At 60.0% G+C, this 19998-nt stretch carries 19 protein-coding genes; 11 read left to right on the top strand and 8 right to left on the bottom strand.

The window, feature by feature from the left end; genetic code table 11:
* Positions 1 to 12: 12 nt before the first annotated feature.
* From xerC to NOM67_RS14160, 5 genes are all read right to left on the bottom strand, one after another.
* A complete protein-coding gene (gene xerC, locus NOM67_RS14140) occupies positions 13 to 978 on the bottom strand; it encodes a tyrosine recombinase XerC (RefSeq protein WP_255938048.1) in 966 nt (321 codons plus the stop codon).
* On the bottom strand, positions 971 to 1651 hold the full coding sequence (locus NOM67_RS14145) for a DUF484 family protein (protein WP_033115477.1): 681 nt from the start codon (positions 1649 to 1651) through the stop codon (positions 971 to 973). The genes xerC and NOM67_RS14145 overlap by 8 nt, the downstream gene beginning before the upstream one ends.
* A gap of 102 nt (positions 1652 to 1753) precedes the next feature.
* Entirely contained in the window at positions 1754 to 2584 is an 831-nt protein-coding gene (dapF, locus tag NOM67_RS14150) for a diaminopimelate epimerase (RefSeq protein WP_043850953.1), read from the bottom strand.
* A 49-nt stretch (positions 2585 to 2633) separates the two neighbouring features.
* Positions 2634 to 3884, bottom strand: coding sequence for a diaminopimelate decarboxylase (gene lysA, locus NOM67_RS14155; protein ID WP_156853760.1), 1251 nt, complete (start codon positions 3882 to 3884; stop codon positions 2634 to 2636).
* A 32-nt stretch (positions 3885 to 3916) separates the two neighbouring features.
* Entirely contained in the window at positions 3917 to 4093 is a 177-nt protein-coding gene (locus NOM67_RS14160) for a lipoprotein (protein ID WP_082044105.1), read from the bottom strand.
* Positions 4094 to 4166: 73 nt separating this feature from the next.
* Here NOM67_RS14160 and cyaY point away from each other — a divergent pair, with 73 nt between their 5' ends.
* A complete protein-coding gene (cyaY, locus tag NOM67_RS14165) occupies positions 4167 to 4481 on the top strand; it encodes an iron donor protein CyaY (protein ID WP_255938053.1) in 315 nt (104 codons plus the stop codon).
* Positions 4478 to 5131: an alpha/beta hydrolase gene (locus NOM67_RS14170; protein WP_255938055.1), complete on the top strand. Its 654-nt coding sequence runs from the start codon at positions 4478 to 4480 to the stop codon at positions 5129 to 5131. The genes cyaY and NOM67_RS14170 overlap by 4 nt, the downstream gene beginning before the upstream one ends.
* A gap of 76 nt (positions 5132 to 5207) precedes the next feature.
* On the opposite strand, the gene NOM67_RS14175 is transcribed toward NOM67_RS14170, so the two are convergent.
* Positions 5208 to 7727, bottom strand: coding sequence for a class I adenylate cyclase (locus tag NOM67_RS14175; protein WP_156853762.1), 2520 nt, complete (start codon positions 7725 to 7727; stop codon positions 5208 to 5210).
* A 323-nt stretch (positions 7728 to 8050) separates the two neighbouring features.
* Between NOM67_RS14175 and hemC the strand changes: the two genes are divergently transcribed.
* The 4 genes from hemC to NOM67_RS14195 are packed head-to-tail and all read left to right on the top strand — an operon-like array spanning position 8051 to position 11930.
* The gene (hemC, locus tag NOM67_RS14180) at positions 8051 to 8980 is read left to right on the top strand and encodes a hydroxymethylbilane synthase (RefSeq protein ID WP_156853852.1); all 930 of its coding nucleotides are present in this window, start codon (positions 8051 to 8053) and stop codon (positions 8978 to 8980) included.
* The gene (locus NOM67_RS14185; protein ID WP_215802264.1) at positions 8977 to 9711 is read left to right on the top strand and encodes a uroporphyrinogen-III synthase; all 735 of its coding nucleotides are present in this window, start codon (positions 8977 to 8979) and stop codon (positions 9709 to 9711) included. The genes hemC and NOM67_RS14185 overlap by 4 nt, the downstream gene beginning before the upstream one ends.
* On the top strand, positions 9708 to 10757 hold the full coding sequence (locus NOM67_RS14190) for a uroporphyrinogen-III C-methyltransferase (RefSeq protein WP_043850945.1): 1050 nt from the start codon (positions 9708 to 9710) through the stop codon (positions 10755 to 10757). The genes NOM67_RS14185 and NOM67_RS14190 overlap by 4 nt, the downstream gene beginning before the upstream one ends.
* Before the next feature lie 9 nt (positions 10758 to 10766).
* Entirely contained in the window at positions 10767 to 11930 is a 1164-nt protein-coding gene (locus NOM67_RS14195; protein ID WP_255938060.1) for a heme biosynthesis HemY N-terminal domain-containing protein, read from the top strand.
* 76 nt (positions 11931 to 12006) lie between these two features.
* On the opposite strand, the gene NOM67_RS14200 is transcribed toward NOM67_RS14195, so the two are convergent.
* Together NOM67_RS14200 and glpX are read right to left on the bottom strand one after the other, a co-directional pair.
* Positions 12007 to 12258, bottom strand: coding sequence for a YkgJ family cysteine cluster protein (locus NOM67_RS14200; protein ID WP_033115487.1), 252 nt, complete (start codon positions 12256 to 12258; stop codon positions 12007 to 12009).
* A 260-nt stretch (positions 12259 to 12518) separates the two neighbouring features.
* Positions 12519 to 13529 carry a class II fructose-bisphosphatase gene (gene glpX / locus NOM67_RS14205; protein WP_041210099.1) on the bottom strand — a complete coding sequence of 337 codons (1011 nt, stop codon included), beginning with the start codon at positions 13527 to 13529 and terminating at the stop codon, positions 12519 to 12521.
* Positions 13530 to 13747: 218 nt separating this feature from the next.
* Between glpX and NOM67_RS14210 the strand changes: the two genes are divergently transcribed.
* From NOM67_RS14210 to NOM67_RS14230, 5 genes are all read left to right on the top strand, one after another.
* Positions 13748 to 14809 (top strand): porin, encoded by a 1062-nt coding sequence (locus NOM67_RS14210; RefSeq protein ID WP_255938063.1) that lies wholly within the window; start codon positions 13748 to 13750, stop codon positions 14807 to 14809.
* A 116-nt stretch (positions 14810 to 14925) separates the two neighbouring features.
* The gene (locus NOM67_RS14215; protein WP_255938065.1) at positions 14926 to 15828 is read left to right on the top strand and encodes an ABC transporter substrate-binding protein; all 903 of its coding nucleotides are present in this window, start codon (positions 14926 to 14928) and stop codon (positions 15826 to 15828) included.
* A 92-nt stretch (positions 15829 to 15920) separates the two neighbouring features.
* The gene (locus NOM67_RS14220; protein ID WP_198037994.1) at positions 15921 to 16760 is read left to right on the top strand and encodes a DMT family transporter; all 840 of its coding nucleotides are present in this window, start codon (positions 15921 to 15923) and stop codon (positions 16758 to 16760) included.
* Between the two features lie 415 nt (positions 16761 to 17175).
* Positions 17176 to 18642 carry a glutamate/gamma-aminobutyrate family transporter YjeM gene (yjeM, locus tag NOM67_RS14225; protein WP_156853768.1) on the top strand — a complete coding sequence of 489 codons (1467 nt, stop codon included), beginning with the start codon at positions 17176 to 17178 and terminating at the stop codon, positions 18640 to 18642.
* A 235-nt stretch (positions 18643 to 18877) separates the two neighbouring features.
* The gene (locus NOM67_RS14230; protein ID WP_041210094.1) at positions 18878 to 19780 is read left to right on the top strand and encodes a serine hydrolase; all 903 of its coding nucleotides are present in this window, start codon (positions 18878 to 18880) and stop codon (positions 19778 to 19780) included.
* Positions 19781 to 19998: the final 218 nt, after the last annotated feature.

Consider the following 19998-nt stretch of genomic DNA (forward strand, 5'->3'; position numbering starts at 1 on the left):
GCGCACGGCCCGTTATTCATCTTCCTGCGATTCGGGATCCCGCTTGGCCCTCGGGTGAGCGCTGTCGTAGACCTTGGCCAGATGCTGGAAGTCGAGGTGGGTATAAATCTGGGTAGTTGACAGGTCGGCATGGCCCAGCAGCTCCTGCACCGCCCGCAGATCGCCGGAGGACTCCAGCATGTGGGTAGCAAAGCTGTGGCGCAGCTTGTGGGGATGGACATGGGCATTGAGCGCCTGCTTGTTGCCCCAGCCATCGAGGCGGGCCTGTACCGAGCGGGCCGACAGCCGCTGCTGGCGGCTGGAGACAAACAGCGCCTCACTCTCGGTGCCCGCCAGCAGCGGCCGCACCTTGAGCCATTTGTGCAGCCACTCCACCGCCATCCGGCCGATGGGCAGCACCCGCTCGCGGGAGCCTTTACCGGTCACCCTGAGCTGACGGTCGTCGAGTTTCACATCCACCAGATTGAGCCCGACCAGCTCGGCCAGGCGCAAACCGGAGGAGTACATCAGCTCCATGATGGCGCGATCCCGCACCGCCAGCGGATCCTGCTCGTCGGTGATGTTGAGCAGCTGGTGCATCTCGTCCACATCGAGGTTCTTCGGCAGTGGCCGCCCCTGCTTGGGGGTCACAATGCCGCGGGCCGGATTGGCCACCAGCCGCCCCTGCCGAACCTGCCAGTCACAGAAGCTGCGCAGGGCGGAGACCTTGGTAGCGAGCGAACGGGGCGCCAGCCCCTCTTTGTGCATCCGGGTCACCAGAGTCCGAACCTGACTCGCCTCAAGCCGGCTCCACGTTTCGAGCCCCAGCTTCACCAGCGCGGCGGTCATCGCCTCCAGATGGGCCTGATAGTTGCTGCGGGTGTGAGGGCTGAGCTGGCGCTCGACCCTCAGATATTCGATGAATGCCACCAGATCGTCAGCCAATCCGGACGGCAGTGGCTCGGCAACAGGAGGCGTCTTGGCGGGCGCCCTAGCCATGCGCCAGCTCTGGCAGCCGCAGTTGTAGCAGTCGGCCCAGCTGGCCCAGCAACAGGGTGTCGTTGTGCGGGGTGAAGTGGCTGGGATCCGAGCTGGCAAAGGCCAACACACCGAGATCGCCAAGCCGCATCAGGGCAACCGAGTTGACCAGCACGTCGTGACCAAACAGCGCCTGCTTCTCGCTCTGGTTCAGGCGGCCGAAGTAGTAATCCTGCCCCGGCAGGCGCTGACCCAGCAGCTGCTCCAGCTGTTTGCCCTCGGCCAGAAAGCGCGCTTCAGGGCCGCTTAACTGAAACTTTTTCGGATTGAGCCAGAGCCGCAGACCGGTCAGCCGCAGCCGCTGCACGAAGGCCTTGCCCATCACGGCACTCACCTCGAACAGGGTCTGGCAGCCATAGAGCTCGCCATAGAGATCGGCATAGACCCGGAAGATCCGCTCGTTCTCGCTGGCGATCCCCATCAGTTCGGTGATCTCCTGCTCCAGCTGTTCGATCCGTTCGCGCTGGCGATCCAGCTGGCGTTCGACCAGCGAAACCGAGCCTTTGCGCTCGTGGGGAATACGGATCCTGTCCAGCACGGCACCGTGGCGCTGGAAAAACTCGGGGTAACGGGCCAGGTACTCCAGCACGGCGGCTTCGTCCACCAGTTGCTCCTGCCGTTTGAGTTCACTCATAACTTGGTTGATCCATCAGAGAAAGGGGCCGGGGCCCCGACATCATGGGCTGCGGGAGCCTAGCTCCTGCAGCCTGAACCGCTATCAATCGGAATAACTGCTTTATACGTCGATCTGGCCATCAAAGACATGCTCGGCCGGCCCGGTCATGTAGACCGGCTGACCCGGCCCTTTCCAGGCTATAGTCAGTTTGCCGCCCGGCAGGCTGACGGTGACCCGCTCCTTGAGCTTGCCCTGACTCATGCCGATGACCGCCGCCGCGCAGGCTCCGGTGCCACAGGCAAGGGTTTCCCCTACCCCGCGTTCGAACACCCGCAGCTTGATCTCGGTGGCGTTGACCATCTCCATGAAGCCGACGTTGACCCGCTCGGGAAAACGCTCGTGACGCTCCATGATGGGCCCCAGTGTCGCCACCGGCGCCTCGGCCACCGACGGCACCTCGATGACGCAGTGGGGGTTGCCCATGGAGACAGCACCGCACATCACGGTATGTTCCTGCGCCCGCAGCAGATAGGTCTTCTCTGCCTTCTGGGCCCGAAACGGGATCTTGCCCGGCTCGAACTGGGGCACTCCCATGTTGACCGTGACCTGATTCTCCCCCTCCAGCTGCAACACGATGCGACCGCGCGCCGTGCTGACCGCGATGCGATCGCGGTTGATCAACCCCTTGAGACGCACGAAACGGGCGAAACAGCGGGCGCCATTGCCGCACTGCTCCACCTCGCTGCCATCGGCATTGAAGATACGGTAGTGAAAATCGAGCTCGGGGTCATAGGGGGGCTCCACCAGCAGCAGCTGGTCAAAACCGACCCCGAAGTGGCGATCAGCCAGCTTCTTGATGACGTCGTTGCTGAAAAAGATCTTCTGGGTGACACCGTCCACCACCATGAAGTCGTTTCCCAGCCCGTGCATCTTGGAAAAATCTATCAACATCGTGCGTTCCTGTTTTTGGGCGCGCGCTCAAGGCACTTTTAAAGGCAGCTTAAGGCAGCAAGTGCTCACCGCGCCAGAGATCGGTCAACTGCTCGCGCTCTCTGATGAGGAACGATTGCGTGCCGTCCACCAGCACTTCGGCGGCACGGGGACGGGTGTTGTAGTTGGATGACATGGTAAAGCCGTAGGCACCGGCCGAGCGCACCGCCAGCAGCGAACCCTCGGCGATGGCCAGGGTGCGCTCCTTGCCGAGGAAATCCCCGGTCTCGCACACCGGCCCCACCACGTCATAGAGCGCAGGGGCATGGCTGGCACGGCTATCCACCTCGATGATGTTCATCCAGGCGCCATAGAGCGAGGGGCGCAGCATGTCGTTCATGCCGGCATCGATCAGCGCGAAGTTGCGGGTCTCGCCCGGCTTCAGATACTCGACCCGGGTCAGCAGCACGCCGGCATTGGCGACGATGGCGCGGCCCGGTTCGAACAGCAGGGTCAGATCCCGCCCCGCCAGCTTCTGCTTGAGCGCTTCGGCATACTCGGTCGGGTGCGGTGGCTGCTCGGAACCATAGTTGACCCCCAGGCCGCCACCCACATCCAGATGGTGGATATGAATACCTTCCGCCGCCAGACCATCGATCAGCCGCAGCAGCTTGTCCGCCGCTTCCATAAAGGGATTCAATTCAGTGAGTTGCGAGCCGATATGGCAATCCACCCCGACGATCTCGATATGTTCCATCGCCGCCGCCTTGCGATAGATAGCGGGGGCCAGCTCGATGGGGATGCCGAACTTGTTCTGCTTGAGGCCAGTAGAAATATAAGGATGGGTACCGGCATCGATATCCGGATTGACCCGCACCGACACCGGTGCCTTCTTGCCCAGGCTGCCCGCCACCCGGTTGAGGCGCTCCAGCTCGGCTTCCGACTCCAGATTGAAGCAGAGGATCTCTTTTTCCAGCGCGAGGCGCATCTCGGCCTCGCTCTTGGCCACCCCGGAGAAGACCACTTTGCGCGGATCACCGCCCGCCGCCAGCACCCGTGACAACTCGCCACCGGAAACAATGTCGAACCCTGACCCCAGTCGGGCCAGCAGGTTGAGCAGCGCCAGGTTGGAGTTGGCCTTGACCGCATAGCAGATCAGGTGGGGAATATCGCCCGCGGCCTTGTCAAAGGCGTGCCAGTGACGTTCGAGGGTGGCACGGGAGTAGACATAAAGCGGGGTACCGTACTGCTCGGCAAGCTGTTGCAGCGAGGTTTGCTCGGCCTGAAGCTGGCCAGCGGCATCGTAGTTAAAGTGATCCAAAGGGGCGGTTCCTTCCTAGAATGGGTGCGGCATTATTGCGGCGCGGCCTCGTTGGTTGCCGCAGGGGTCGCAGGCTGTGCCGCTTGCGGTGTACTCTGGCTCTGGGATTGCTCGGGAGGCGGCATATAAAGCGGCCCCTTCAGACCGCAGGCGGCCAACCCGAGGGAAAGAAGAGTAGCAAGCAGACACTTGGTGAACTGGGTAATCATAATGGTTCGCTGCGAAAAAAATTTTGGCCCTCTATAATCGCACTCACATTGTTAAAAGCAACAGGATAAACCGATGAAGGATCACGAGTATCACGCCCTGACCGACGCCTTTTTCCAGTATGTGGAGGACACGCTCGACGAGGGGTATCCGGATATCGACTGCGAGCGCAACGGGGGTGTCCTGACCCTCGTGTTCGAGAACAAGACCAAGGTGATCATCAACAAGCAGGAGCCGCTGCACCAGATTTGGGTCGCCACCCGCGAGAACGGCTTCCACTTCGATTTGCAGGGTGAAACCTGGATCGACAACCGCTTCGGCCATGAGCTCAAGGCACTGCTGAGCAAGTCCTGCTCCGCTCAGGCTGGTGAATCCGTGGTGTTCCCATGATTGACCTCCATCCACAGGGCGCCCGTCACGCGGTGATCTGGCTGCACGGGCTGGGTGATTCCGGCGCCGGCCTGGCCCCGCTGGTGGATGCGCTGGATCTGCCCGCCGACTTGCCGGTGCGTCACCTGCTGCCGGATGCGCCGGAGCGCCCCATCACCATCAACATGGGCTACAAGATGCGCGGCTGGTACGACATCAAGAGCTTCGAGGATCCCGCCGAGCGGGCCGTGGAGTCCCATGTCCGTGAATCAGCCAGCCAGATCAGCGCCCTGCTGGATCAGCTGGCCGCCGAAGGGTTTGCCCCCGAGCATATCGTGCTGGCCGGTTTCTCTCAGGGCGGGGTAATTGCCTCCTTCACCGCGCTGCGCTATCAGGCACAGCTGGCAGGCCTGCTCTGCATGTCCACCTATCTGGCCGCCCCCGACAAGCTGGCAGACGAAATGAGCGAGGCCGCTCGCTCCCTGCCCATCTGCTACATGCATGGCATCTATGACGATGTGGTGAGCCTGTCGCTCGGTTGGGATGCCAAGAACCGGCTGGAAGAGATAGGGCTCGCCCCGGAGTGGCACGAGTACCCGATGCGCCACGAGATCTGCCGCCCTCAGCTGGGCGACATTCGCAGCTGGCTGCTGGCCCGCCTCGGCGCCTGAGCAACCGCAAACGCAAACGGCCTGCAACTGCAGGCCGTTTTTATTGCTGTGCTCTCAGGATGCGTATCCGCAGCGGCTAACCCACATCTCGGGTCGGCGGCACCTGTTCACGCCCCGCCCCCTGGCTGCGGTAGGGAATAACCGCCAGCTCGCCATTGTGCTGCACTATCTCGTAGTACTGGGGCAGGTTGAAGTTGATGAACTGACCGTCATCGCTGAAGCGCTCGTGATTCGAGGTGTAGAAGCGGTTCACGCCGGAGACCAGCTCATCCTTGTTGCCGGCAAAGTGCTGGTAGATTTCGACCCGGTTCGCCTCATCGAGGATATAGATGTTGGTGCCCGCATCCCGGGTATCGAAGAAGAACTGCACCAGCCCTTCGCTGGCATAGGCATCGACGATGCTCGGCAGATGCTGGCTGTGGGTCTTGTCGAGCCGCAGCGGCAGGTGATCCAGCTTGTTGTGGGAGATGTGGCGGTAAAAATCGATGGCGTTCTCCAGCTTCTTCACCGATACCCCACGCCGCTCGAAGAAGATGCCGTACTTCTCGCGGCCGAGCGCCATGGTCTTGACCAGCTGCTGCTTGTCGCGGGCCAGGCGCAGATCGATACACTCCGCCACCAGCGTCTGGAAGCGGGAGCGCACCAGAGAGCGGAAGTGCTGGCTGTAGCAGAACACCTCGATCATCTCGGGGGCGGCGGCATCCTGATGCATCTTGCCGAGGATGGTGGTGAGGGCATCGACCACCGCCTCGTCCCCCTGAAAATGGAGGGTGCGGATCTCGCTCCAGGAGTTGCGATAGACCAGATCCACCGAACCGACCAGACACTCCTGATTGCGACCAAACGAAAATACATCCACGGTATTTGCGTCGAACTCGATCACCTGGCCGACCCAGTGGCTGGTCGGGTCCATCTCCAGGTTGAGGAAGATGGAGAGCTGACGGATCTCGCACGGCCGACTGAGCGCCAGGTTGGTGGCGAGCGGATACTTCTCGGGGAAGCAACCGGAGAGATCGCGACAGAACTGGTGCAGATTGTCGATGTGCAGATCCGACCCCTGATTGAAGAGGTGCACCCGCGACTGGGGCGTCAGCAGATCGTTGAAATATGCCCAGGAGACCAGCTTGCTGATGTAACCATTGAACTCGAGCGGCGCGCGGCCAATGATGTCCACCGGCTCCAGCGAATGCTTGTAGAGATACCAGCCGGCGCGGTTAAGGCGGCCGTGCGGCACCTGCACGAAGCTGAGATCCGGCTCGCTCAGATCCGGCGCTATCTTGAGGTTCACCCGCTGCACCTTGCCCGGCAGGCTCTCGAAAGCGGCATAGAGCTTGCGCGACAAGATGCCGATATCCTCCGGGTTGATCGACTCGCTGATGTTGTTGCGGCGGGCGAACTGGATCAGGTTGCGGTAGCTCTGCATCAGGGCTTCCAGCAACTCGGCATGGGCGATCTTCACCTCCTCGACCTTCCACTCGTGGCGATGATCGAGGTGGTACAGCTTCTCCTGACTCCAGCCCCAGTAAGAGACCAGCTGGCTCATCTGCTCGCGACGCCACTCGGGAGAGTGATCGTCCTTGGGATGGCTGAGGCCATCGCACACCTTGAGGTAGAAGCAGCGGCGCACCAGATCGAGTCGCGCCATGTCACCGATGGACTTGAGGTAGTTGGTCACCTTGTCCAGCATCAGGCAGTAGTTGTCGAGCCGGTAGTGCATCCCCTCGTTGTGCTGGAACCAGTCGCGGCCAATCATCGAGAGCAGGCGGGTATTGGGGTACTCGTGGGAGTAGGCTTCCATCAGCACCGACTTGAGCACGGCTTTATAGGGAGAGTCGATCCCCTTGTAGAGCTGCCACAGTGCCGAGCCGAAATACTCCTCGGCCGGGATCCGGTTAAAACTGCCAAGATCGAGCCAGTCATCCTGATCGAGCTGACCGCTCTCGAACAGCCCGTTCACATACTCGTCGTAGTGGTCGTCATATTCGACGGGCACCAGATACCAGATGAGCCGCTTGCCGGCGATATGCATGGCGCTGCGGTAAAACTCGTCGAGCAGCAGCAGATGCTGGGCGCTGCCACAGCTCTCCCCCTGCATCTCGGCATCGTTGGTCTGGCGGAACTTGTCTTCCGGGATCAGGAAGAAGTTGAGATCGACCCCGCGCTGTTCCGCCCACTTGGAGAGTTGCTGGCACTTCTGCTCCAGCAGATCGAGCCGCGTCTGCGACAAGCCGGCCACGTGGCAGACCCAGATATCGAGATCCGAGTGACAGCACTGGCCGATGGAGGAGGTGCTGCCCATGGAGTAAAGCCCTTGAATGGCTCGGTCATGGGTGGCAAGCCCGTTGAGGCAGTTGGCATTCTGGCAGAGGTCATCGATGAAGGCTTGCTGCTCCGGGGTGGTGCTGAAACTCCAGATGCCATGAGGGACATCACCGGAAACATAGCCAGGCAACAGGGGATGATTGAAGTGCAGCATGACCGGCAGCAGTTGAAATACCTGCTGCCCGTAGCGACTCATGAGGCCCAGCGCCCGTTGCGTCTTGAGACGGGTAATCCCGTCATAACGCGCAACCAGCGTGTCGAGTTTTTCCAGCAATGCCCTGCCTATCACCAAGGTGAAAATGACGCACCAAAAGCGGGATACGTCAAAAAAGTGTGATCATGTTAACAATGCAAACAGCAGTGGTAAACAAGCCGACAGCGAATCACCGGATTATTTCTGGTACGACCACAACAAGTATCAGGGGAAACGGTTAAATTTCAATAATTTCAATGAATTAATCAATCATCTCAACTTAATGAAAATCATTTTCAGCCTCCATTTTTGAGCTTGAGCCCGCTTTTGCCGGCTCCGCCATGAAAGCCCGGGCAAAGGGTGGTAATATCGATTTCCTTCTAAAAATGAAACAACTGATTGATATGGCAGCCCGAACCCTGAAAATTGCCACTCGCAAGAGCCCGCTGGCCCTGTGGCAGGCCAACTTTGTAAAAGACCAGCTTGAAGCCCTGCATCCAGAGTTGCAGGTCGAACTGGTACCGATGAGCACTCAGGGTGACAAGATCCTCGATACCCCTCTGGCCAAAGTGGGCGGCAAGGGGTTGTTCGTCAAGGAGCTGGAGACCGCCATGCTGGAAGGGCGCGCCGACATCGCCGTCCACTCCATGAAAGACGTGCCGGTGGAGTTCCCCGAGGGGCTCGGTCTGCACACCATCTGCGTGCGGGAAGATCCGCGCGATGCCTTCGTCTCCAACCGCTTCAAGGCCATTGCCGAGCTGCCGCAAGGGGCCGTGGTCGGCACCTCCAGCCTGCGTCGCCAATGCCAGCTGCGTGCAGCCCGCCCCGACCTGGTGATCCGGGATCTGCGCGGCAACGTCAACACTCGCCTTGCCAAGCTGGATGCCGGTGAATATGACGCCATCATTCTGGCAGCCGCCGGTCTGAAACGACTGGAGATGGCGCACCGCATCACCGCCTTTATCGAGCCGGAGCAGAGCCTGCCAGCCAACGGTCAGGGGGCTGTCGGCATCGAATGCCGCCTCGACGATCATGAGCTGCACGCCCTGCTGGCGCCGCTGGAGCACGCCGAGACCCGCGCCCGGGTATTGACCGAGCGCGCCATGAACCGCGCCCTGCAAGGAGGATGTCAGGTGCCTATCGGTGCCTATGCACTGGTCGAGGGCGAACAGATCTGGCTGCGCGGTCTGGTGGGCAGCCCGGATGGCACCCGCGTCATCCGCGACGAAATACGCGGCCCGGTCAGCGAAGGCGAAACGCTGGGAGAGACACTGGCACAGCGCCTGCTGGCGGCTGGCGCCGACGAGATCCTGGCCGAGGTCTACCGCGCATGATCCCGCTGGTGGTGCGTCCGGCCGCTCAGGCCACCGAGCTGGCGCAGTTGCTGCGCCGGTACGGTCATGCACCACTCTGCTGCCCACTGCTGGAAACGGTCGCGGGCAGCGACCTCCCCCGCTTGGCCGACATGCTGCAAGATGCCGACATCGTTATCGCCGTCAGCATCCATGCCGTTCATTTTGCACACGATTTTCTGTTGCAAACTGGTCTGACCTGGCCACATATTGAGTACTTCGCAGTGGGTCAGGCGAGTGCCGATGCCTTTGCCGAAGTGGGCGTGCGGGCGATCTGCCCGGACGACCCGCGCAGCGAGGGACTGCTGGCCCTGCCCGAACTGCAGCAGGTGAGCGGCAAGCGGGTGGTGATCCTGCGCGGCAATGGCGGGCGGGATCTCATCGCCAGCACGCTGGCCTCACGCGGTGCTCTGGTGCACTATTGTGCCGCCTATGAGCGCCACTACCCCGACTTTGACGGGGAAGCATTGACCCGCCACTGGCAGGCAGCGGGACTCGACAGCCTGCTTGTCACCAGTGGTGAACTGTTGCAACGGCTACTGGAGCTGGTTCCCACCAGCCAGCAGCCCTGGCTTTTTGACCGCCTGCTGGTGGTCCCCAGTCCGCGCGTGGCCGAGATGGCCAGCGCTGCGGGCTTTATCCATATCACGATTGCCCAAGGTGCATCCAACCAGGCCCTGATGGCCGCACTGGAACTGAGGAAGATGGAATGACAGCACAACAAGAATCCCAGGTCACACCCCAGCCGACCGCGGTGGTCAATGGCAGCAAGAGCCGCTCCGGTGCCGTTCTGGGAGGGGTCGCCATCCTGCTGGCCCTTGGCCTGACCGGTGGTCTCTATCTGCATGGTCACAAGAATGCGGTGGCCCAGCAGGCCGAACTGGCCCAGCTCAAGCAGCAGCTGGCCAGCGCCATGAGCAAGATTGACCAGAGCAACAGCAAGGATGCCGAACAACTGGCCGCGCTGGGCCAGACCCAGCAACGGCTGCAGGGCGAGATGCAGGGGCTGCAGAACCGGGTACTGGATCTCAACGACAAGCGCCCCAACGACTGGATGCTGGCCGAATCCGAGTATCTGGTGCGCATGGCGGGCCGCAAGCTGTGGCTGGAGCATGACCTTGTCTCTGCCATCACCCTGCTCGGCAACGCCGACGAGCGCATTGCCGCCCTCAACGACCCCAGCCTGATGCCGATCCGCAAGGCGCTGGCCGAAGATATCACCAAGCTCAAAGGGATGCCGCGCATCGACCGCGAAGGACTGACCCTCAAGCTGGCCGCCCTCGAAGACCAGATCGAGCTGCTCCCGCTCTCCGCCGTCAACATGCCGGAAGCCAAACAAGAGCAAGATCAGGCGGTCAGCACCAATCCTGACGAGTGGGAGAGCAACCTGAAGAAGAACTGGGTCAAGTTCACCGAGAACTTCATCACCATCCGTCGCCGCGATGGCGCCGTGGAGGCCCTGCTCTCACCGCAGCAGGAATTTTTCCTGCGCGAAAACCTCAAGACCAAGCTGCTGCAGGCGCAACTCGCCGTCTATCGCGAACAGCAGTCCCTCTATGAGGACAGCATCGACAAGGCGCAGCGCTGGCTGACCCAGTACTTCGATACCGACAACAGCGCCACCCACTACATGCAGGGTGAGCTCGACAAACTCAAGGGCGAGCAGATCCAGATCAGCTATCCGGAGCAGTTCAAGACCCAGGCGATGTTGGAGCAGGTGCTGACCGAACGCCTGCAACGCATTCTGGCCAGCAGTTAAGGGGGCACCATGATCCGCATTATCATTCTGGTTGCCGTCATGGTCGCAGGGCTGATCTTCGGCCCGCAGGCATCAGGCAACAAGGGCTATGTCCTGATTGCCCTCGGCAACTACACCATCGAATCTTCCGTCACCAGCGCAGTGATCCTGGCCGTGCTGTTCTATGGTGCCCTGCTCATCGTCGAGTGGCTGCTGGGCCGGGTGTTCGGTCTGCGCCGCAAGACCCTCGGCTGGTACGGCTCGCGTCGCCGCCGCAAGGCCAATCAGCAGACCGTGGCCGCAACTTTGGCGATGGCCGAAGGCCACTACAGCCAAGCTGAAAAGCTGATGCTCAAGGGCGCCAGCAACAGCGACACTCCGCTGCTCAACTATCTGAGCGCCGCCAAGGCGGCCCAGGCGCGCGGTGACGATGTCCGCCGGGATCAATACCTGCAAAAGGCGCAGGAGGAGAACCCCAAGGCCGAGCTCGCGCTTACCCTGACCCAGACCCAGCTGCAGATCGAGCAGGGCCAGTACGACACGGCGCTGGCGATGCTGGAGTCGGTCTACGCCCTCAACCCGCGCCATCCCATGGTGCTGGATCAGCTGCGTCAGGTGCATCTGGCCCGCCACGACTGGGCGGCCCTGTGCGATCTTATCCCCACCCTGCACAAGGTGGGCAAGCTGACCCCGGAACAGGAAGAGGAGCTGCTGCAACAGGCGTGGAATGGCCGTCTGCAGCAGGCGGCCAGCAATCTGGAGACCCTCAAGGCGGTGTGGCAGGAGCTGCCGCGCAAACTGCGCCTTGAACCTGAGCTGCTGGCCAGCTACGGAGATCTGCTGCGCGGGCTGGGTGCCGACAGCGAAGCGGCCAGCCTCTGGCAGGAGGCGTTGCGCAAGCAAGCCATGCCGCAGCTGCTGAGCCGTCTGCCCAAGCTGAAACTCGACAACTACCAGCCGCTGCTGGCGCTGCTGCAAAAACAGCAGGGGCAGCCGGAGGTCGACAACGCGCTGGCCCAGCTCTATCTGCTAGCCGGTCAGCTCGACGAGGCCCAGAAGCTACTGGAGCAGCAGGTGGAGAAGGCGCCCAGTGCCGCCGTCTACCACGCACTCGGTCAGGTGATGGACAAGCGCCGCCTTACCAACAAGGCCAACGAGTACTACCGTCAGGCGCTGGAGCTGGCGGGGATCTGACCCTGAAACTGCAAACAGCAAAAAGAGAAGAGGCCGCACAATGCGGCCTCTTTTTTATCTCTTTGTTCTGCTCTCGTCAGGTGGTGAGCCGCTCCAGCTCGCCAATCAGCCAGATGGCCTCGGCGCGGTGACTACCGCACACATCCGCCATCGGACGAAAGCCACCACATACCGCCGGCCGTTCGGGCTGGCCGAAGATCTTGCAACCAAGGCGCGCATCAAGCTGGATGCAGGGGACGCCAGCCGGTTTGCCATCGGGCATGCCGGGGATGGCACTGCTGATACTGGGAGCGATGCAACAGGCACCGCAACCGGAACGACACTCCATACAACCCACTCCTGTCACAGGATCAACCTGCACTGTCGGACTCTCTGCCACCATAGCCCAGGCCAGATGACAAACGTAGAGGGCAGGCAGCAAAAAGCCCGACCGCGAGGCGATCGGGCTTGATTCACTACCGCATGGCGGGCAGAGCCATCATCACAGGATGATGTCGCGAACCACGCTGTCTTTGCGTTCCAGATAATGGATCGACTTGATACGACGGCACATAGTACGGGACTTGCCGCCGACCAGTATTCACCACATCACAGAATAATGTCGCGCACTACGCTGTCTTTGCGCTCAAGGTAATGGATCGACTTGATACGACGGATGGTACGGGATTTACCACGGATCAGCAGGGTCTCGGTGGTCGCCATCACGCCATCGCTGGTGATGCCGTCCAGCAGATCACCCTTGGTGATGCCGGTGGCGGAGAAGATGACGTTGTCGTTCTTCGCCATGTCTTCCAGCTTGAGTACCTTGTTGACGTCGATGCCGAGCGCTTCGCAGCGGGCAATCTCCTGCTCGCCCAGCGCGATCACCTCGGGGCTGTCGCCCTTGACCCGGTGACGCGGCACCAGACGGGCCTGCATATCGCCATCCAGCGCGCGGATCACCGCAGCGGAGATCACCCCTTCCGGTGCGCCGCCAATGCCGTACAGCATGTCCACTTCGCTGTCCGGCAGACAGGTGAGGATGGAGGCTGCGACGTCACCATCGGGAATGGCGAAAACGCGCACGCCCAGCCCCTGCATCTCCTTGATCGCCTTGTCATGACGCGGCTTGGCCAGGGTAATGACGGTCAGACGGGAGAGCGGCTTGCCCAGCGCCTTGGCCACAGCCTTGAGGTTCAGCTCGAGAGCCTGATTCAGGTCGATGGCGCCTTTGGCTCTGGGCCCGACGATCAGCTTTTCCATGTACATGTCAGGCGCTTTCAGGAAGGAACCCTTGTCGCCCACCGCCAGCACGGCCAGCGCATTGGCCTGACCCATGGCAGTCATGCGGGTACCCTCGATGGGATCGACCGCGATATCCACCGCGTCGCCGTGTCCGGTACCAACCTTCTCGCCGATATAGAGCATCGGCGCTTCATCAATTTCACCTTCGCCGATCACAATCTCACCATCGATCTCGATCTGGTTGAGAATGTGGCGCATGGCCGCAACGGCCGCCCCATCGGCGATATTCTTGTCACCACGTCCGAGCCACTTGTAGCCAGCCAGTGCAGCCGCTTCCGTCACTCGGGAAAACTCGATTGCCAGTTCACGTCTCATCGCATATCCAACCTATGGAGCTCGAAAACGGGCGGCATTCTACCACAAGGGCAAACCTTTGCGCACAAAAGTAGCTGGTAGGCGCATAAATGTAGCCAATTCATCCAATTGCAATCCAACTGCCATCGACTCTTCATCCAACTGTCACCCCGCTGTCATCCGCCCTCCCTAGGATGGCCCCGTCTTCCAAACAAAAGCTTGCAACACAAGGGATTAAGATGAAAAAGCTGACTGTAGTGGCACTGGCGCTGACTGCCGCCTTCCAGGCTCAAGCCGTTGAAGTTTATAAAAATGACTCCTCTTTGCTGGATCTCTATGGCCGCATCTATGCCGGTCAATTCTTCGGTGACAAGAAAGAAAACGTCAGTACTACCAATCCGAATGGCACCAAGGATTACAGTGCCAAGCAGGGTGCCAACCAGTTTGTCCGCTTCGGCGCCAAAGCCGAAACCCAGATCCAGAGCGGTCTGAAAGCGCTGGCCCAGTATGAAGTGCAGATATATATCAACGACAGCGAGAAGACCATCAGCGAGAACTCCGACAACCTGCGCACCCGCCTGGCCTTTGCCGGTGTGGGCGCAGACTGGGGTAGCGTCACCTTCGGCCGCCAGAAAGGAGCCCCGGGCTTCCTGGCTGACTGGACTGATGTCGCCCTTTCCGATGGCTACGGCAACGATGCGCTGGGCGCCAAGACCGACACCTTCGCCACCAACCGCGCCGGCTCCGTGCTGAAATATTCAGGCCTGTTCAACGGCTTCCAGCTCGATACCAGCTACAAGTTCGACGGCGGCGATACCGAACAGACCACCAGCAAGGATAGCGATGCCGCCTACGGTGCTGCCGTGGCCTATACCTTCCCGTTCAATCTCTCACTGGGTACCGCCTACAACGTCGGCATTCGCGACAAAAGCGGCGAGAGTGATGCCAAGCTGTGGATCATCTCTGCCAAGTACGACAACAAGGCCGCCTACGCCGCCCTGAGCTACGCCGACGGCAGCGACTTCCTGGCCACCGGCACCGACCACACCGGCTGGGAAGCCGCGCTGGGCTACAACTTCGAGAATGGCTTCGGTCTGATGGCGCTGTGGAACAAGCAGGAGCAGGACAAGGCTGGCGTCAAGAAGGACAACGTGGACTACTACACCCTGGGCGCCCAGTACAAGTTCAACAAGAACCTGCGCGTCATCGGCGAGTACCGCATCAACAATCTGGACAACGTGGCCGGAACTGCGACCGCCAACAAGGATGACTTCCAGCTGGCTGCCCGTTACGACTTCTAATCGGGTCAGGATGGATACCAAAAGCGCGATGGCATGCCATCGCGCTTTTTGCTTTGTTCACGTAGCGACAAACTGGCCTAGGCTCAACAGGTGATGTTTGTACGACACGAGGCTGGATGATGTTGAAACAGCTTGCTGCACTCCTGCTTTTGCTGGCTCTGCCGGCACATGCGCTCTCGATCGCCATGGTGCTCTGGCGCGGCGAGACTGCGGCCGAAGCCGGTTTTCGCGAAGAGCTGCTGCGCCTTGGCTATCAACCCACCTTCACCACCTTCGATGCAGCGCAGGATCGCGCCACGTTGGCGGCCATGCTGCGCCAGCAAATTGAGCCAAATCTGGCCAGCTACGACTACATCTACACCTTCGGCACCACTGCCACCGCCATGACCAAGAGTCTGCTGGCCGATCGCAAGCCCCTCATCTTCAGCGTGGTCTCGGATCCGGCAGGTGCCGGTTTTCTGGCAAAGGATAAAAACCTGAACAAGATGGTGGCAGGCACCAGCAACATGGTGCCGATGGCGCTGCAGCTGGCCAATGCCAGCAAGTACCTGCCCGCCGGCAAACGGCTCATCGTCCCCTTCAACCCGCGGGAACAGAACACCCGCCTCGTCACAGACATGCTCATCCCCGAGGCCAGACGCTACGACTGGCAGGTGGTCCCTTGGCGGATTGCCCCGGATCCCAAGCGGCTAGATAGCGAGCTGAAGCGATTGCAGCAGGATGCCAGCAACGACATCGTCTTTCTCGCGGCGGACAGCTACCTGCTCTCCATCGCTCCCCGTCTGCTGAGCGCCCTGAACGACGCGAGCATCCCCACCATCTGCAGCGCCGAGCTCTTCGTCCAGCACGGCTGCACGGTCGGCACAATCAGCAGTTACAAGCTGCTGGGCAAGATGGCCGCCGACATCATCCACCTCAACCAGCAGGGCGTCCCGCTGCAGGATATTGCTCTGAAGTTCGATGCCAATCCCAAGCTGGTACTGGGCCCCCTCGGCAAACTGCGCCAAAGCGGGCAATAACAGAGCCCGCCCAACCAATCCCTTGATAGAGATCCCGGCACGACAAGTGCCGGTCGGGTATGATATCGGCTCCCGGATTCGAGGCACCTCCCATGAGTACCACCGTCTTCTTTGCCGTGCTGCTGGCAGCCCTGCTCCATGCCAGCTGGAATGCCCTTGTCAAAATCGGTGAGGAGCGGCTGGTCGGCATTTCGCTGGTCGCCCTCTTCTCCGGTTTGATTGCCGCGGTCGCCCTGCTGCCGCTGGGATTGCCATCACAGGCTGAACTGCCCTGGCTAGGCCTCTCGATTTTGCTTCATACCGGTTACTGTCTCTTTCTCAGTCATGCCTACAATCAGGGCGATTTTGGCCAGATCTATCCGCTCGCCCGCGGCAGCGCGCCGCTGCTCGCCATGGTGTTAAGTGCCATGCTGCTCGGTGACTACCCGGGCTACGGCGGCATCGTCGGCGCCTGCGTGCTGATCATGGGAGTCTTGCTGATGGCCTGGCGAGGTGGGCAGCAACGCCTTGGTAGCAAGGCGGTCAGGGCGGCGCTGATCACCGCCATGTTTACCGCGACTTATACCCTCTCGGATGGGGCCGGCGCCCGGGCTGGCGGCGAGCCGGTGCGCTATACCCTCTGGTTGTTCGCCTGCACCGGTCTGGTGATGTTGCTGGTACTGATCGCCCATCAGAAGCGCAATACCTGGCGCCAGATCCGCCGGCATGCAGCAGCAGGCGCCACTGGAGGAGCCATGTCCCTGATCGCCTACGGCATCGTCATCTGGGCCATGACCCAGGCTCCCATCGGCGTGGTTGCCGCCCTGCGCGAAAGCAGCGTGTTGTTTGCCATGCTGCTCTCGGTCTGGCTGCTGAAAGAACCGCTGGGTCGAGCCCGTCTGACTGCAGCCGCCATTATTACCGGTGGCGTGCTGTTGACTCGCCTTGGATAAGGGAATCAATTTTCATTTGCTTTTAAATCTGTCGACAAACTATGCATTTATCTATTCACGGATATCGAGCGAAAAATAGATACGCCAGAATCGTAAATGATTACATCCGCAACGTATTAATTAACTGGCATTGCTATTTCGATCTGATTGAGAACCATATGGCTAACTTACCAATTCGATGCCGTTAATGGTAAAATCGCGCCCATTCAATGCTTGGCAGCACCACCCCTTCTCTCCATGGCATTCGCCATGCAGGTTCGTCAAACAGTGATTTGCGGCCACCAAACGATCCGTGGCTGAACGTTTGTGCCTGTCGCACCGCGACAGGCTGATGCACTCCGGATAATTAATTTATCCAGCTTGATATGTTTAATTTTTTGATTATTTAAAATGCTGCACCAGCAGGGAGTTTTATATGTCAGCAAAAAAGCTGAAATTGGGTGCCTTTATATTGATGATACTCACATCGGTATTTGGCGTTACTAATATCGGGATCGGTTTCTACCGCATGGGATATGCCGCCATTCCGATGTTCGTGGTCGGTGGTCTGTTCTTTTTCATCCCCTTCATCTTGATGATGATTGAGTTCGGTACCGGTTTTCGCAAAGAGGCTGGCGGCATCTTTACCTGGATGCGCCACTCAGTCTCGACCCGTTACGCCTTTATCGGGCTGACCATGTGGTTCGCCTCCTACGTCATCTGGATGTTCGGCAAGGCGCTCTCCATGTGGGTGCCCCTCTCCTTCATGCTGTTTGGCCGCGACATCACCGTTATCCCGGTCACCCTGGGCACAGGTATCGACTTTGGCCCCTTCATTCTGGGCGTCGTCGCCATCGCACTGGTGGCCATTGTGACCAAACTCATCACCTTCGGCAGCGCTCGCTTCGCCAAGGTAGCGGCCATCGGCGGCCTCTCCGTCGTAGCCCTCAACGTGCTGTTGCTGGTGGGCGGCGTCCTGACCTTCGCCGTGAGCGGCATGACCCTGCAGGAGCCCTTCACCGAGGCATCGCTGACCTCTTCTCCCAATGCCGCCTTCAACGACATCATCCCTTTCCTCGGCTTCATGGTATTCGCCATCTTCGCCTACGGCGGCGTCGAAGCAATGGCCGGTGTGGCTGACGAGCTGGAAGACCCGGAGCGCGACCTCAAGCGCGGCATCTTCCTCTCCGGCGCCTTCATCGTGCTCTGCTACATCATCGGCTTTCTGGCGGTCGGCTCCATCATGCGCTGGAGCGATTTCCCGGCCGAGGGGATCACCTCCCTCTCAGCCCTCTTCATCATCATGCTGGAGCTGGGTCGTCATCTGGGTGGCGAGTGGTTGGGCCAGATCTTCATGCGCTTTGCCGGCCTTGGCATGTTCCTGAGCTATCTGGGCGCCTTTATCGCCCTCTCCTACGCACCGCTGCGCCAGTTTATCACCGGCACCCCCAGCTACTTCTGGCCGGAGCGCTTCCAGCGTGAAAACCAGAATGGCGTTCGCGTCGAGGCCCTCAAGGTTCAGGCCTGGGTGGTCTGCATCTTCATCGCGGCCAAATCCATCTTCACTTTGATCAACCCGGAAGGGGCTGCCGCCCTCTATGAACTGATCATCACCATGACCAACGTCGGCATGACCCTGCCCTACATGTTCCTCATCTACGCCTGGTATCGCTATCGTCACAATCCGGCACTGGAGAAGGACCTGATCTTCTTCAAGAGCTCGCGCTCGGTACTGCTGGCCACCATTGTCAGCCTGATCCTGGTGGCATTCGGCAACGTCTTTACCGTGGTCGCCCCCTTTATCTCCGGTGACATCTCGACCGGCGTCTGGACCATCATAGGTCCGGTACTGTTCGTCATCATCGCCATGCGGTTCAAAATCAAGCAGGAAGATGCCCACTGATCGGCTATTTCATCCTGATAGTCAGCGGGGCCTTCGGGCCCCGTTTTTTCCTTTAACATCAGCTAAAACGTCCTGTTAAAAGACTTCAAAGAGACCTCTTTGGATACTCAAATCAGGACCTTAACGGTTACAACGCAGCAAATTATCAATATCAAGGTGAGAATCATTGTGAAGCGCCAATTCACGACATATAACTTACCGAGATATCCCTGTTTTTTGTCCGGTAGAGCAGATCATGATGATGCGTTCCCTTCTTCCCCTGTTGCTTGGCGCAGTAATGCTGCCGGCCGCTATGGACAGTGCCCACGCCAACCCCTTTTCCGCCAGCAGCAATCACAGCTTTCTGGAGCGAAGGGATATTCCCAACCTCAATTCGGCCGCTTTCGTGGTCGCCAACCACAGAACCGGCGAAGTGCTCTCCGAGCACAACGGCAATCGGGTGATGCCCATCGCCTCTCTCACCAAGTTGATGACCGCGCTGGTGGTACTGGATGCCAACCAGCGCCTCAATGAAACCCTCACCGTCACCAATGCGGATGTTGATCGTATCAAGGGCACAGGTTCACGTCTGGCCATCGGTTCGAAACTGAGCCGGGCCGAGATGCTCCATATCGCCCTGATGTCGTCGGAAAACCGTGCCGCCTCAGCGCTGGGACGCAACTACCCGGGCGGTCTGCGCGCCTTCGTCGAGGCGATGAATGCCAAGGCTCGCATGCTGGGTATGTGGAACACCCACTATGCTGACAGCACCGGCCTCAACCCGCGCAATGTCTCTACCGCCCAGGACTTGGCCAAGCTTGCGGCAGCCGCTGCTGCCTATCCGCTGATCCGCCAATACTCCACCGACGATCAGAGCTATGTGCGAACCAACAAGAGCCAGCTTCACTATCGCAACTCCAACCGGCTGGTTCGCGAGGGTCAGTGGGAATTTACCCTCTCCAAAACCGGCTATATCCGCGAAGCGGGTCGTTGTCTGGTGCTGGGTACCAGGGTGAACAACGAGCCGGTGATCATGGTGCTGCTGAACGCCGAAACCACCAACGACAGGGTGGCCGATGCCAAGCGGATCAAAACCTGGCTGGAGAGCTCTGGCAGAACAACCCTGGCAGCCAACCAGAGCGCCATGTTGCGCGAATAATCGATCCTGCAAACTCAAAAAGCGAGGCTCCTGCCTCGCTTTTTTCATGCTGGCCATGGCCACCGCAAACGGGGGCCAGATCACACCCCAAGTAACCCTCTCCACCACCCCGTTACGAAATGTAACCGCTCAATAGCGTGATTCACATTAATGGAATCAATGAGTTGTAAATCAAACACCACACTTTTAGCGTGCTGGCTCAACCCTGTAACCTCGAG

The sequence above is a fragment of the Aeromonas sp. SG16 genome (assembly GCF_024436135.1).
Classification (GTDB): Bacteria; Pseudomonadota; Gammaproteobacteria; order Enterobacterales; family Aeromonadaceae; genus Aeromonas; species Aeromonas jandaei.